At 40.2% G+C, this 14,580-nt stretch carries 12 protein-coding genes and 2 pseudogenes; 12 read left to right on the top strand and 2 right to left on the bottom strand.

Annotated elements, in window-relative coordinates; translation table 11 throughout:
- Positions 1-11: 11 nt before the first annotated feature.
- The 7 genes and pseudogenes from NLP_RS12320 to NLP_RS36050 all read left to right on the top strand — a co-directional run.
- Positions 12-1,913 (top strand): sensor histidine kinase, encoded by a 1,902-nt coding sequence (locus NLP_RS12320; protein ID WP_104906658.1) that lies wholly within the window; start codon positions 12-14, stop codon positions 1,911-1,913.
- Between the two features lie 355 nt (positions 1,914-2,268).
- A complete protein-coding gene (locus NLP_RS12315; RefSeq protein ID WP_104906657.1) occupies positions 2,269-3,000 on the top strand; it encodes a DUF928 domain-containing protein in 732 nt (243 codons plus the stop codon).
- 2,117 nt (positions 3,001-5,117) lie between these two features.
- Positions 5,118-5,705, top strand: a complete 588-nt coding sequence (locus NLP_RS12310; RefSeq protein WP_104906656.1) for a hypothetical protein — start codon at positions 5,118-5,120, stop codon at positions 5,703-5,705.
- Positions 5,706-6,429: 724 nt separating this feature from the next.
- Positions 6,430-6,591, top strand: a pseudogene (locus NLP_RS36055) (beta/gamma crystallin-related protein); the annotation flags it as partial.
- Between the two features lie 447 nt (positions 6,592-7,038).
- Positions 7,039-7,482, top strand: coding sequence for a cupin domain-containing protein (locus NLP_RS12300; protein WP_104906655.1), 444 nt, complete (start codon positions 7,039-7,041; stop codon positions 7,480-7,482).
- 288 nt (positions 7,483-7,770) lie between these two features.
- A complete protein-coding gene (locus tag NLP_RS33080; RefSeq protein WP_158680355.1) occupies positions 7,771-7,917 on the top strand; it encodes a hypothetical protein in 147 nt (48 codons plus the stop codon).
- Between the two features lie 12 nt (positions 7,918-7,929).
- Positions 7,930-8,184 (top strand): annotated as a pseudogene (locus tag NLP_RS36050) (malectin domain-containing carbohydrate-binding protein); the annotation flags it as partial.
- Between the two features lie 486 nt (positions 8,185-8,670).
- Here NLP_RS36050 and NLP_RS34860 read toward each other — a convergent pair.
- Together NLP_RS34860 and NLP_RS34855 are read right to left on the bottom strand one after the other, a co-directional pair.
- Positions 8,671-8,835 carry a hypothetical protein gene (locus NLP_RS34860; protein ID WP_234017291.1) on the bottom strand — a complete coding sequence of 55 codons (165 nt, stop codon included), beginning with the start codon at positions 8,833-8,835 and terminating at the stop codon, positions 8,671-8,673.
- A gap of 53 nt (positions 8,836-8,888) precedes the next feature.
- On the bottom strand, positions 8,889-9,278 hold the full coding sequence (locus tag NLP_RS34855) for a hypothetical protein (RefSeq protein ID WP_234017290.1): 390 nt from the start codon (positions 9,276-9,278) through the stop codon (positions 8,889-8,891).
- 120 nt (positions 9,279-9,398) lie between these two features.
- Between NLP_RS34855 and NLP_RS34100 the strand changes: the two genes are divergently transcribed.
- The 5 genes from NLP_RS34100 to NLP_RS34095 all read left to right on the top strand — a co-directional run bounded on the left by NLP_RS34100 (position 9,399) and on the right by NLP_RS34095 (position 13,952).
- On the top strand, positions 9,399-9,584 hold the full coding sequence (locus NLP_RS34100) for a hypothetical protein (RefSeq protein ID WP_199784807.1): 186 nt from the start codon (positions 9,399-9,401) through the stop codon (positions 9,582-9,584).
- A 314-nt stretch (positions 9,585-9,898) separates the two neighbouring features.
- Positions 9,899-10,465: a ferric reductase-like transmembrane domain-containing protein gene (locus NLP_RS12285; RefSeq protein ID WP_104906654.1), complete on the top strand. Its 567-nt coding sequence runs from the start codon at positions 9,899-9,901 to the stop codon at positions 10,463-10,465.
- A 77-nt stretch (positions 10,466-10,542) separates the two neighbouring features.
- Positions 10,543-11,568 carry a WD40 repeat domain-containing protein gene (locus tag NLP_RS12280; RefSeq protein ID WP_104906653.1) on the top strand — a complete coding sequence of 342 codons (1,026 nt, stop codon included), beginning with the start codon at positions 10,543-10,545 and terminating at the stop codon, positions 11,566-11,568.
- 232 nt (positions 11,569-11,800) lie between these two features.
- Positions 11,801-13,543: a peroxidase family protein gene (locus NLP_RS12275; RefSeq protein ID WP_104906652.1), complete on the top strand. Its 1,743-nt coding sequence runs from the start codon at positions 11,801-11,803 to the stop codon at positions 13,541-13,543.
- Between the two features lie 286 nt (positions 13,544-13,829).
- A complete protein-coding gene (locus NLP_RS34095; RefSeq protein WP_199784806.1) occupies positions 13,830-13,952 on the top strand; it encodes a DUF4926 domain-containing protein in 123 nt (40 codons plus the stop codon).
- Positions 13,953-14,580 lie beyond the last annotated feature (628 nt).

Genomic DNA, 14,580 nt, shown 5'->3' with positions numbered 1-14,580 from the left:
AAAAAGACTAGATGAGAAAGATAATCTGGAATCGCATTTACCAAGAATTTGGGTTATGGTCTCTTGCTGCACCTCCGGGAATACTGGTGTTGGTGTTAGTGATCTTAATGCGTATAGTTGGAGGAATGCAATTTTTAGAATGGATTTTCCTCGATACCATGTTACGTCTGCGTCCCCCAGAAAAACCGGATGAACGTGTAGTAATTGTGGGGATCGACGAAAAAGATATTGAATGGGTTAAGCAATATCCAGTTCCAGATCGGAAGATTGCAGAGTTACTCACCAAGCTAGAAACCTATAAACCGCTAGCAATTGGGCTGGATATATTCAAAAATGTTCCCGTTGAACCTGGTAGCGAAGAACTTGCCAAGGTTTGGCGGGAAAACACTAATATTATTAGTATTGAAAAAATTTTCCCCCCAAAAGAGATTTCTCCACCCCAAAGTTTGCCACCCGAACAAATTGGATTTGTTGATTTATTTAGTGATGAAGATAGTAAAAATCGACGCTATTTGTTATATACAACGAATCCGAGAAATGAGAAAGAAGATAAATATTCTCTAGCGCTACAGTTAGTAACTAGGTACTTAAAAGCGAAAAAAATTGAGTTCAAAACGGGTAAAAATGACCCAAACACAATGATGATTCAGGAGACTGAATTGCCCCGAATTACCGAAAATTTTGGTGGATATGTAGGCATTAATCATGGGGATGGAGGATTGTCAATTTTAATGAACTTCCGCAACAATTATCAGCCCTTTCATGTTGTGTCGCTGCGTGATATTCTCAATAAAAAAAATGAGAATGTTTATGCAAAATTGTTGCGCGATCGCATTGTGTTAGTTGGCAACAGAAATTTAAGTACAGGGGATTTATTTTATACATTTGCTTTGTCAACATTAGAATTAAAAGGTCAAATTTACGGTGTTGACTATCATGCTCATGTCATCAGTCAAATTCTCAGTACTGTAATTGATGGTCGCCCAATGTTGCACAGTTGGGGAGATATGGGAGAATATACATGGATAGTTATTTGGGGTTTTCTACCGATTATTATTGGACGGCTGACCCAATCTGTGTGGAAAAATCTACTTAGTATTGCTCTCGCGGGAGTTTGTCTGTTTAGCTACGGGTATGTGATGCTGTGGTTGTGGGGTGTATGGATTCCTGTAGCACCCAATTTGGTGATATTAGCTGTCAATGGGGTTGGCTTGAGTGCTTTTGCATTTTACCAGCACGATAAATTCTTGCTATCGCAAATTAACGAACGTCAAAACACAATTCAACATACTTTTACTGTAATTCATAATGGGCCTCTACAAACCCTCGCCTATGGATTAAAGCATATGCGTGCTAAAGATATACCCGATGAACAACTCCTTGAACAATTTGAAAAGCTCAATCTAGAAATTCGAGAAATTGGCGAATTCCTCAAACTTGAAACATTAACCTCAGAAGAAAGTTTGCGTTTAGGAAGCGGATTGATCCTCGAATTGAACCGACCACTTCATAATTTATTATATGAAGTTTATTCAAGTACATTAGAACGTCCTGATTTTGAATATTTTCAAATATTAAAAGTAAAAATTCGTAATTTTGACCCCATTGATGATAAGTATTTAAGTATGGGACAAAAACGTGAACTATGTCTGTTTATGGAAGAAGCTTTGTGTAATGTTGGCAAACATGCCCAAGGAGTAAAGTGTGTTCAAGCAACGGGTATTTATCATGCAAATCAATACAAATTATCCGTCAAAGATAACGGTATTGGGATTATATCAAAGCTAGAAAATAAAGGCACAAAACATTCTAAATTACTCGCGAGAGAATTAGGAGGAGAGTTTCGACGGGAATCGCTTTCCCCTCGCGGGACAATATGCGAACTTAGTTGGAAACCTCGGAAGGTATTTTAGATTTGGAATGTGGGGATTGGGAACGCCCAGACTCTGCACTCAAGTTGAAGTACAAATAAATTACAGTCAATGAAAAGGCAAAAAATCAAAATAATTAAGATTATATCTTTAGAAAAAAGATTTTAAGTTACAATATGAAGTACAGAACCTGGGTGATAAATTCTGACCCAATACCCAGTACCGAGAAGTCAAGATTTTAGTAGGTGGGCGTTAAAAAATACAACTAGATTAAGAAATGTAAATTGCTTAAAAGCTTATATTCAAAGCCTTTCTGGTACTTTACATAAGTTTACATGATTGGCTTTTATTCTGCCTACCTACTTAGTAGATAACCATAGAATTACCAGAATTTACTATGAGTCATCAATATTTGGGATTTTGGCTACATAGCCGCAGACTTACAAGTTTGGTTGTGGGAGTGGTTTTTTGTCTTAGCGCAGTCCCTGCATATGCTCAGTTTAAACCACGCGATCGCAAACCTGCCAGTGGATATTCCAGTGCGGGTGGTTCGCGTGGATGTTCGACTAGCGGTATCCCTCTGACGCAGCTTGCACCTCAGACATTTATCGGTAAAACCGCTTCCACACGTCCAATGCTTGCTTGGTATATGTCAAGTTCCCAAAGGGCGCGATTCCGACTTTTTGAATTCCTTTCAGCGAAAACCGTTAAACAAATTGGCAAAGTTAAAGAAATATCAACAACAGTCGGGATCAACAAACTAAAACTTCCCATCGATTATCCTGAACTAACTGTAGGAAAAATATATTTCTGGCAAATTGCAATTGACTGCGAAGCGCGTCCAATTGTTAGCAATGTAGAATTTACTGTCATCAACCCTCAATCACTAGCTAAGAACCGATTTTCTAGCATTCCAGAAAGCATAAATTATTATGCGGAAAATGAGTTGTGGTATGAAGCATTTGAAGAAGCATTGAAAGCAACCAGTAATGGAAAATTGGTTGAAACTGGAGCAAGTTTACTTCAAGAACTTGCACAATCTGAAATCCCCACAGGAAGTGAAGTTGATATCAAAATCATTAAACAACGTATCGAAGATATCCAGAGAATTTCAAGCGAAAGAATATAAAAAACATTGGGAGCATCCCAATACTGTTCGGTTAAGGGAAATTGTAGGTTGGGTAGAGGGTAAGCGTTACCCAACAAATCTCGGTAAATGTTGGGTTTCGTTCCTCAACTTAACCTACATTAACGTAAGTTTTTCGGTTAACCGAACAGTATTGGGAAGCATCCCAGTTTTTATTCTTCCAAAAATCGTGGAATGTATCACCACCAGCCCAACCGCTATACTGTGCAGCAGGAAATGTCTGATTACAAATTAACGTATACCCGAAAATCTTCAGGTAAAAGATAGTCTGTCACTTGAGATAGGGGTGCGAGTAGCAATGGATGCTGTTGGCGAAATATTTCTTCACATTTGAAAACCCTACAAATGCTAAAGCGAACAGAGGAATAAGGAAAATGGGATGATGTTAATCAATAAGCATCTACCATCACCTGCGGCTGACTTTTCCCGTTAAGTCCCAAAAAGCTTTCTCACAAAGGATTTTGGGTAAAGTACAGTATATACGGTACAGTAATTAAAATTCGGTGTTAAAGGTGACAAGCAATGTTGGACTGGTGGGAGAAAAATTTTGCTGACTTTTCACGGCAAGTCCTCAAGCCTCGAAAAAGCATGACTTTTTCCACAGGCTAATTCTCAATAGCCTTAAGTTAATAAAAATAGCTAACGGAAAAATCAGGGCTTGAAAAACCCTCAAATGGTCTTTTCCACATGCCGTGAAAAGTCAGTCTTTGAGACTGACAGACAATACTTGGAAAAAATTAGGTATTGCCTTTGAATGTTTAGGATAACCAGAGCTGATTATCTGGAGGAAATAATTAACAGAGAACTCTCACCATGTAATACATGGGAAGACTCAGCATCTATTCCAGGTAAGTAACCGCACAGAATTATTTACACATGAGGTTCTAGTCTGGATAAGGGTTTCATGGCTTAACTTTGTGTAATTAATTTTGTTTAGCTACTTATTACACGGAATGATGAAGAATTAAACAGACTCAAAGCACAAGTCCAGTATCTTCAAAAAGAAAATTCCGCACACTAGGAACGCTCCGCCGTTACTTTTGTTTATGACATTGTGGATTTTGAAGCGATACGCGTTAGCAAAGCGGCGCGTTAGCGCTTCGCATTTTATTTGAATTGAAGTTGGGGCGGCAGGCTTCTGGTTATAAAGCCGCCCAAAAAGCCTAAAATACAATGATTGCAGAACTAAAACTTTTGGTTGACAGTTTCTAAATCACCCAAAAAAGCTGTTTCCAAGGCGAAATTCCAACTCTTCCAAACATCAAGCTTCCTTGGTCGGCAATGTGAAGAAATATTTCGCCAACAGCATCCATTGATACTCACGCCCCTAAATAAGCAGCAGTGAGCAATTGCCGAAGTAATTACTCACTGCTGTTTTTCCCTATAAGTTTTTCTAGAAGACATTTATCATGTCTAATTTAACTAAAGTTTCTGGATAAAAATATTATAAATACCATTGTTCGTAACTAATACCCAAAACCTGTTTTATTCTAGGGGGATATTTTTGGATCTAATCAGAAAAATTACACATCTTTAAATTGGAATACTACTCCTAAATTTAAAATTTTAGAGAATGCTCAGAAAATCTTAAATATTTGATTTTCAAGTTTTTTTGAGGATAATCTAAAAATACTTAATCATTAATTAGGATTTTACCTAAAAATAGTTAATTGCCAATAATATTGCATCAAAATACTATGTATATATGGAAAGCAAAGGGAACAAAGAAAGAAAGTTTCAAACTCTTTGATAATCTAGAAATTAAATTTTGATTACTATGATTATTAATTAAAAGCTTTCCTAGAAACAATTTCTAAACAACAAAGCTCAATTATTCAAGGATAAAAACAATGGCTGCTGTAGTACCAGGGCAAACGCATCTAAATTACTCTTGATCACAAACAAGATTAAGAATTAACGAAAGAAAGTATTTCTCACTTAATTGAATTTACAAAACTCAAAGTAATCACCTAAATCTTTAGCGATAAGCGTAGGTTAATGAGATTAACTAGCAGTTTCTTGAGAATATACTGTTCTTATTGACATGATGCAGTCAATGCTAAATCAACCAACAATGTAACTAAAACAAGGACAAAATTATGTCTGCTACAGTTGAAAACTCTCAATCTCAGCAAACCAAAGTAAGTGCAACCGAAGAACAACCAACTGAATTAGTTGTAAAAGGAGACTTTACTAATTCTGCTTTAACACAGCATATATTGGATATAGCAGCAAAAAATAAAGAGTTTGCGAGTCGTTTGAGTTCAGATCCTTCAGAGACTTTCCTCGCAGCAGGAATGACTCTTTCCTCAATAGGAGGTTTAAGAACAGAGTTCAATGATTATTTCCGTCAACAAGGAGAGCCAGTACTTGCTAAAATTCAGGAAGGACATGCCACTAATAATATAAGATCTCTCAAAGAGATTGATGCTCAACTTGAGTCTTTTAGCGTAAAATGTACAGCATGTAAAGTAGGAGTAATTGGTGTCGCTGGAGCAATTGTGGCTGTTGGTGTAGTAGGATTAGCATCTTTAGCGGAAACAGTACCTGTTGTAGCTAGTGCTGCCGCCTTTTTGGGTATTTCCACAACAGAAGCTCTTAGCTTCCTTAAAACTCTTGCACCTAAAGTTGAAAGTGGAGTAAATTCAGTCGCCGAAGCGCTTTGTCAAAAGTTAGGAGCCTGTTAATACGCCTTTTAGTAGTACTTGAACAGAGGGTCAAGCCGATACAGTTCAGATAAAATTCGATCCCCCCAACTCCCCTTAAAAAGGGGGGAGTAAGGGAAATCTTTAACGACTGTGCAGCTTAACCGAACTCGTATTGATGGTCAAGCTTGGAAACAGATTTGTGTCGATGGAACGATAATATTGCTGAAGGGCATGCAACCAATGGAGTTAGGTTAATAAATTTATCTCTAGAGGCGGGCTGGGAGCAACGCGATTTTGTGAGGTGCTAAAAATTAGGGGTATAAATAACCTGTTTAATAGTACGATCGCAGTGAAATACCTGTTTTTATTGACAATCTAGCTATGTAACTGAGAATTAAACCCCGATCTGACTTTTTTGCGTTGCTCCCGGCGGGCTTTCTTAAGCAGAAGTATAAAAAAGTGCTGGGGGATAAAAAAGTCATTGAACAGTAACTTTGTTTCTCTCAGCTTCCAAGCGTCTCCCCCGCTGGATTTGCTTATCCAAACCAGGGTAAACGCATCTAAATTATACTTGCTCACGACCAAGGCTAAGAACTAACGACAAAATCAGTATTTATCGTTTGGTTTAGTTTCCAAGACTCAAAACGCTCGCCTAAATATTTGTCAATAAGCAGCGATTAATGCGACTATTTTTGAACTTATTGAGAATAATTGCGTCTTGTTGACATGATGCGTTTGCCCTGGGAGTGCCACAAATTACAATGACAAAGCTTCCTCAATTGTTATCAATGAAGGAACATGGACATTCTGTACTGATGCAAATTTACAAGGTACTTGTAAAGTTCTCGATCCAGGAAGTTATGCTAGGGTTGAAGACGTTGGAATTCCTAATGACACCATCTCTTCTTTTAGACGAGTAGGCTAAGTTTTGGAATAATGTAGGTCTGTCATTGATTTTTTTGCACAGGCTCTAATTGCTGATTCTAATAATTCTCTGTCTCGCCCTTCTTTACTTCCTCAATATTAGACCTGAATCCTTACCAAATCATTAAGTTTCTTGGTTCTTAACCACACAACCAAAATTACTGCTTATTACAATACCTTTGCCAATTTACGAGGGTGAGTTGATGTATTAACTCCCGTATCTGCTGAGGCTTGGCAAAAACAATAAGTCCTAAAAATTCCTTCAAGGTTTTCCACAAGGTTTTTTTAACGCATTGACCGCAGTATAAGAGTTTGAAATTCCAAACTACCTTTTAAGTTAAACGCTTATGTATGGGTAATTTTGCAAGTCTTGCCAAAATTTTTGTAGCCTCTTATTTTGGCAAAGGTATTGTTATTACGCAAGCAATTAATCAACAGGAGCAATCTAATGGCACAATCTCTCTGGCTTTTTGGCTCTCGCCTCAACATCATTGCCGATCACACCACTACAGCAGGTCAGTACGATCTGATCGAAGGCTACTTTCTTCCCGGCACACAAACACCCCCCCATCGCCACACGCGCTATTCCGAACAACTCTACGTGCTAGAAGGGGAGTTCACGGTCTGGGCGGGTGAAAACAAGGTTGTGCTAAATGCTGGTGAAAGCTTCCTGATTCCTGCTGGCACACCCCACGTAGTCGCCGCACTTAGCGATCAGCCAGCTCGCGGGTTGGTCGTTGCTGCGCCGAGTGGCTTTGCTCGACTAATCGCAGCAGTTGGTACAGTAGATGAGACAGAAGCATCGCATATGGCGCTGTTTGATCGCATTTCCACCGAGATCGGCGATGAAATTCTGGGACCACCCGGAGCATTACCTCTCAACATGAGGTGATGTTGGCTCAAGGATAGCAAAATCGCTGCGAGCGAAACTTTCCTCTCTGAAATTGATCGCATGAATGTCTTCTTTGTCTACTATGCATTAGCTATGCATCAGTCCTTACGGGGGGACAAAAAGGGCTATGATGCAGATATAATAAGCCTCATAGCCCTCTCCCCTTGTAGTAGATCATTCAACGATATATCGATGGGTTCAGGCTTATGCTCCAGAACTCGAAATCGGTCAGGAAATTTGCATCATAACCAAAAATCTGATCAGTTAGTTTCTTAGGAGAATTTTATAGTGGACTCAATTTACATCAATGCTGGTGGAGGAGCAATCGAAAGCTATGGTGCGGATGCCTACTACAGTGGCGGTCAAAGCGCGTCGAGCAACACTCCCGTCGATGGTAAGGGCGTCTATTATCCAGCAAACCAAGAAGTTTATTAGACCGAACGCTACGACACCTTCACCTACACCTTTACGGATCTGACTCCCAACACCATCCATACTGTTAAGTTTCACTTTAACGAACACTTCTGGGACTCGGTTGACAAGCGCAAATTTTATGCTGCGATTAACGGCACGCAAGTCCTATGGAATTATGACATTTTCTCCCAAGCTGGCGGCATCAATAAGGCGATCACTGAAGAATTTGTAGTGACCTCAGATACCGGAGGGCAGATTGTCGTGAACTTCACGCCAGGCGCTACCTAAGTAATTCAAAAATAGACAGATGATTACATTTGCGCCCGATTGGATGCAGTGGATGGGTTTGACATTGAACAGGTGCGATCACTGTTGTGACTTTCTTCAAATTTAGCAAGAGTATGCTTTGCGGATTCGTTGAGAAAGCGTTCAATTGACGATTATAGCTCTAATGGCTAATTTTTCAAACGATTTCTTTCAACGCTTGTGCTTTGCTTGTTGCCATCGAATCCACATTAATATATTCCACAGATTTAGTTTCAATCATTTGTTTTTATTTAGCTACGTGTTTTCTCAAAACTCATTGGAGTAAACGATCTGGTTGAACTGATTCGCCAACTAGAGAAAGGTTTGATAGAGCGCTGCTTTATAGAAGTTAAATAAAAAGAGAAGGCTCAAAACTATTGGAACTGGAGTTTAAACTAAGCCATACAAAATGACCCAGCAGGGCTGAGTTAATCAGAGACTTAGTGAAATTATCAATAATCTTGAGTATTAAACTGCAATTGATGGTTCTTTGCGTGGTCGTGTTACAGTTTTTTTAACAATCGGGCATCGGTTTTTACGGTGACGCTTTTTTCCAGGTTGCCAACCAGGGGACTTTCCACGAGGTTTGGGTGCAGAGGTGGGAGTACCAATGGCCGCGAAAATTCCACCCATAGCTTGAGCAACTCTTCCAGGGGTCAAATTACCCTGAGACTTCTGCCTTGGCGCTAGCCTCTCCCTTTGGGAGAAGGTAGAGGATTATCAGTCACAATATCACGGGCTAACCACAATTCCCAAGTCATCAGAGGCATTAGGTCACTCCAGCGCTCACACTGCTTAGGAGTACTCAACTTGGGTACAGTCCAATGTAAGCGTTGTTTCAAAAAACGATACCAGTGGTCAACGGTAAAGCGACGCAGGTAAAGTCGCCAAACTTCTTCTAAGGTCGGCATTTGTTCTCCGACCCATGCTAACCATAAAGGTTTGAATACTCTCAAGTTACCTTGAGCATTGAGACGTTCAACCCGCAGGAGTAACATCGGACGCGCTGCCGCTTTACGGAAATGTAAATTCTTCCAGAGGCTAACCCTTACTCGTTGTAGTTTCGGATCATCCAATTCTTAAACAGATTCTGCATCACTCCATGTCGTGGATTCATTAAGTTTGAATTTAGACCCGTGTTTTTTGGGTCGTCCTTTACCCGAATAAGCTTGACTGTTCACCCCATAAACACAGATTTGAGCGCAACCGAACGAGAATATCTGCGGGAATATTGGCAGTTTTTAAGACAAAAGGCGCGCATCCATATTCACTATCCCAAACTGAAATCGGTCTGGTGGGTAAATATTTACACACCTGTTTTAGTTGCCAAATTGCTACTTAATTATTTAGAAATTAATACCGAGGCTTCTGTCCCGAACTGAAACGTTTACTCTGATTCTGGCAAATCCACTTCTGCTGCCCTACAAATTTGACCCCAGTTTTTGCAAAACTGCATAAATATCTAACTAGGCGTAGATAGTTCTACAGAAATACCCAGGCTTTACAAACATCCTCTCATGACGACTGTTCAATTCTTAGATGATAAAAGTCATAACAAAAGTAGTCACAAGTCAAAAATGAGTCAGTAAATCTCAGGCTTTAACTTAGTTAGCAGTGGAGTTAGATAAATATACCAGTAGGAAATATTTAGCTTATAAAAAAGTGGCTTTTCTTGAAAAATTAAGGAGGATTAGTCATGGCAGCAATCGATACAGCACCGTTAGAAAACAGCTTGGGATTTATAGCTTTAGGAGCTTATATTCTCACCTTAATGCCCACGAATCTCAGAATTATTTTTCCTCAAACTAAACAAGCGAACCTTCCCAAATGGCTGTTGAAATATCGACGAATTATCGGTATTCTGGCTTTCTGCTTGGCTTTGCTTCACGGTTTCCTCTTAGTGAAAAAGAGAGACCTTGATTTTTTAGATCCCAATACCTATTGGATTTATATCCAAGGTGTATCTACCTTTATAATTTTTACCCTATTGGCAATTACTTCTAATGACTGGAGTGTCAAAAGACTGAAAAAAAATTGGAAGCGATTACATACCCTGACTTACTTAGCTATGTTCCTGCTCACTTGGCACGTTTGGGACAAAATGTTAGATCATTGGAGCTATTTAACCCCGATTGGGCTAGTAGGGATTGTCACGACAACTCTTTTATTTCTGATGCGACGCTGGCTTGAATATCGGAATAAACAACAAAAAGCCAAAGGAAAAGCGTTCTCATCTCAAATTCCAGAAAAAATTACTCTATAGTACCGCTAGTCTCCGACACCGTTACGCAGTGGGTGCAAATCAGATTATTCTCCCACTCGCACAAGGAATGTCCTGTTATGAGATCGAAACAAATTACCTGGAAATCTTCAGCAGCATTCGCAATCAGCACCCTAACGATCTTGGTTGGTAGTAGCAGTTGTGCTAACCTATTGTCTTCCTTCCGAAACGCTAGTGTTGCTACTATCTCTGTTGCAACCACTCAACCTTTACGTTCTGTCCAAGGAGATTCAACTTGGGTTTACGCTCTTGCAATCAGCCCTGATGGACGCTTCCTCGCCAGTGGCAGTTACGATAAAAAAATCAAAATTTGGGATCTGCCTAGTAACACCTTACTCTATACTTTAGAAGGACACGGCGATGCAGTGGTAAGCCTTGCTATCAGTCCAGATAGCAAGCTGCTCGCTAGTGGCAGTTGGGATAACCGTATTAAACTCTGGAATTTAGAGACGGGGCAACTGCTTCGTACTCTAGATGGCCATACAGATGATGTAGAAGCCGTTGCCATCAGCCCCAACGGAAAGTGGTTAGCCAGTGGTAGTGCTGACACAACCATCCGCATCTGGAACGTGCAGACTGGCGTACAAGTTCATCAGTTATCGGATGGAAAGTGGGTAAGAACTGTTGCTTTTAGTCCGGATGGGCAGACCTTAGCTAGTGGCAATGAGAGTGGGACACTCAAAATTTGGCGGCTCATGGATGGTGCTGTTCTAAAAACCCTGAATGCTCATTCACAAGCCGTGCGCTCAGTGACTTTTAGCCCTGATGGACGGACTTTAGCGAGTGGCAGTGCTGATAGGACAGTCAAACTCTGGCAAATGCCCACTGGTAAATTGTTGCACTCCCTAAATGGACATTCAGGAGTTGTGTGGTCAGTGGCTTTCAGTCCCGATGGCAAGAGATTAGCTAGTGGTAGCAATGATAGCACTATCAAGTTATGGGGATTGCCTAAAGGCAAACTCTTGGAGAATTTGATCGGGCATGAGCGAGGCGTGCGGTCAGTAGTTTTCAGACCGCATGGAAACATGATAGCCAGCAGCAGTGCCGACAAAACCATCAAACTCTGGTCTCTTCCTAAAGAGTGACAAGAAGCTTTCAGAAAGTAAACAAATCTATAAGGAGGAAATCTGATGATAGACAGGGATACATCCTAGCTGACATTAATTTGACAACTAGGCTATGCCATCTCTGCTTACAAAAGTGTCAAAGCTGTCAAAATCACTTTCTTTTGATAATTTTATCGAAATCTAAAGTGCAGATTGCTTTAACGCAATAGTCATTCAATCAATTAACTTTACCTTAATTAAGGAGCATTATATGAGTGGATTTGGTCACGGTTCCGTCGGCACACGAGAACAAGCATTTACACATTTACTGTCTTTAAGAGCAAAAAGCTATCCGACCCATGAACTACTAAAACTTGCCAACAGCATAAAGTCAGAGCTTGATACCGTGAAAGATGGTCCTGATCCTGAAGAAAATTTGCTGTTACCAGCAGGTTATACATACTTTGGTCAATTCATCGATCACGATCTAACCTTTGATAACACATCATCTTTAAACCCAGTAGATATTGGTTCTCAAGATCGTTTGCCAAGTAATTTACGAACTCCACGCTTTGATTTGGATTCCTTATACGGTGACGGTCCTGATGCTCAACCTTTTATGTACGCTGAGGATGGAGCTAGTCTTTTATATAAAAATGGTACTGAAAATCAGGTTCAACCTACCGTCAGTAATACAAAGCTAGTTGAAGACTTTAAAAATCAGGCAGATCAAGATTTACTGCGTAGCCCCAATGGTCGCGCGATTGTTGGTGACAAACGTAATGATGAAAACTCGATCATCAGTCAAATTCAATTGTCTTTTGTCAAGTATCATAATGCAGTAGTAGCAAAGCTCAAACAAAATAATCGGAGACTGCAAGACGATCAGAAACTGACGGGTACTGCTTTGTTTGAAGCAGCACGAAACGAAGTACGCTGGGTTTATCAAAAGATAGTGATAGAAGACTTTTTGCCGCGCATTGTTAACGCAGATGTTCTAGAAGGTCTAAAAGACAAAACTCGTGACCAGCGCGCCCAAAACTATGCTCTTTACACAGAAGACAAACGCGAGAATTTACCCCGCGAATTTGTAGTAGCAGCTTACCGCTTTGGACATTCTGGAGTACGTTTTGGTTATCGCCTCAACAAAGATAAAAGATTTAGCATTTTCCCGGATAGTGAAAGTTGCAACCCAGACAATGACAGTTTATTAGGATTCGAGCCACTACCGAGTCATCATGTCATTGATAATTGGGCGCGCTTTTTCCCGTTTACAGACCCAGGAGTGTTGCCTAATGAACCTCGTGACGAGCCTGCTGATAAAACAGAAAGACCAGAAGTACGCTTACAACTAGCTTACAAAATTGATTCCAACTTGGTTGACCCACTTGGCGTTTTACCGTCTCCTGTATTGCCAACCAGCCAGAATGTTGGGGGGGTTATTAAAGAAGTTAAAGATGCGATCAGCCCTGACACCTTACCAGACACGAAAGTAGTACCACCACGTCCATCCCTAGCACTGCTTAATTTATTGCGAGGCAACAACTACAGAGTACAAGGTGGGCAACAGATTGTCAAAGCTTTACAGAACAAAGGTTTTACTCAGGCTATTCCTCTCACATCAGATCAACTCAGTGTGAGACAACCAGCGGGTGAAAATTCGGCAAAGGATGCACTGTTCAAGTTTGAGCCAATTGCTGAGAGTCTGCAAAACGACACCCCACTCTGGTTTTACATCTTAGCTGAGGGTCAAGCTCCTTTAGTAGATCACTTTGGTGTGGGAAAAAGTTTTTCCGAAGTAGATTTACTAAATGGTGTTGGCGCCAAAACTCAGCTAGGTTGGGTAGGTGGTCGGATTGTAGCCGAGGTATTTTATGGACTTTTAGATTCTGATCGGGAATCTTATATTAATAAAGCACCTAAAGATTGGCAGCCAATTTTAGGTGGCAATCAGACAGTTATCTTTGCTAACCTACTCAAATTTGCTGGCCAAAATATCGAACCACCTTTATAGTAGCGGTCGGGAGTAGCGGTCGGGCTTACTAAGACAAAAGGTAAACAGTCATCAGTTACCTTACTGTTAACTGATGACTGAATAAATGAAGTACGAAATTTACTTTGGGAGTGAATAGCGTCGGGGTTACATTTCTGACTTTTCGCGGGATATGGAAAAGGGAAGATAGTTCGCGTATATCATTCGCAAACATATTTTTCTTGATTTCACCTCCTATTTCTATTAACCGAGCAGTATTGCATTACGTGTAATGTCTACTGTTGAAAGCCATTAACGCGCAACAGCGATGATGATTCAAGAACTTGACAGAGTTCTTCTGACAACTAATCTCTCAGAATACAGTTTAGAGCAGGGTGATATAGGTATAGCTGTTTTGGTACATCAGGGTGGCAAAGGATATGAGGTTTAATTTGTTACACTTGATGGGGAAAATGTGGCAATTGTTTCACTTCACAGCATACAAGTACGTCCCATTGGTAGAAGAGAAATTGCGCGATCGCGGACGATGAATTAATCCTATCGTCGCATATATTGACTCGTAAGGATTCAGATGGTGGGGTATTGACAAAGGGGACAAAAAGGTTGGAGTATCGCAATCATCAACAAAGACCTGCCACTAGAACAAGAGCCAGAACAACTAAACCAGCAGCCAAAGGAAAAACTGGTACAAATTGAGCGTCAGGTAGGCGATCGCGATCGACCAGCTGCAAGTAACAATAAAAGAATGAAAAACTTGAAATAGAGCAACTGCGGTCAGTAATCAGAAAATTAAAGAAACGTCTTCATCCTCATTCCTGCTTATTCACTACTTAAATATGATTGAAGTACATTAGCTAGCTAACTTACTTAACTCCTAACTAAATATCTAGTCTACAATAAGTTTTGTTACATTTTAGTACCCGAAAATAAAAATTATACAGCAGATTGCTTTTTAAGTGAAGTACAAAATGCAGTACGGGAGCATTAGATATAAACAGCTTCTGCCTCCTGCCTCAAAACCCGTAACTTTGTACTTCATGCCAATGAAAACTGCTGTA

The sequence above is a fragment of the Nostoc sp. 'Lobaria pulmonaria (5183) cyanobiont' genome (assembly GCF_002949795.1).
GTDB lineage: Bacteria > Cyanobacteriota > Cyanobacteriia > Cyanobacteriales > Nostocaceae > Nostoc.
Note: the sequence above shows the minus strand (reverse complement) of the source record. Positions and strands in the feature narration are given on the sequence as shown.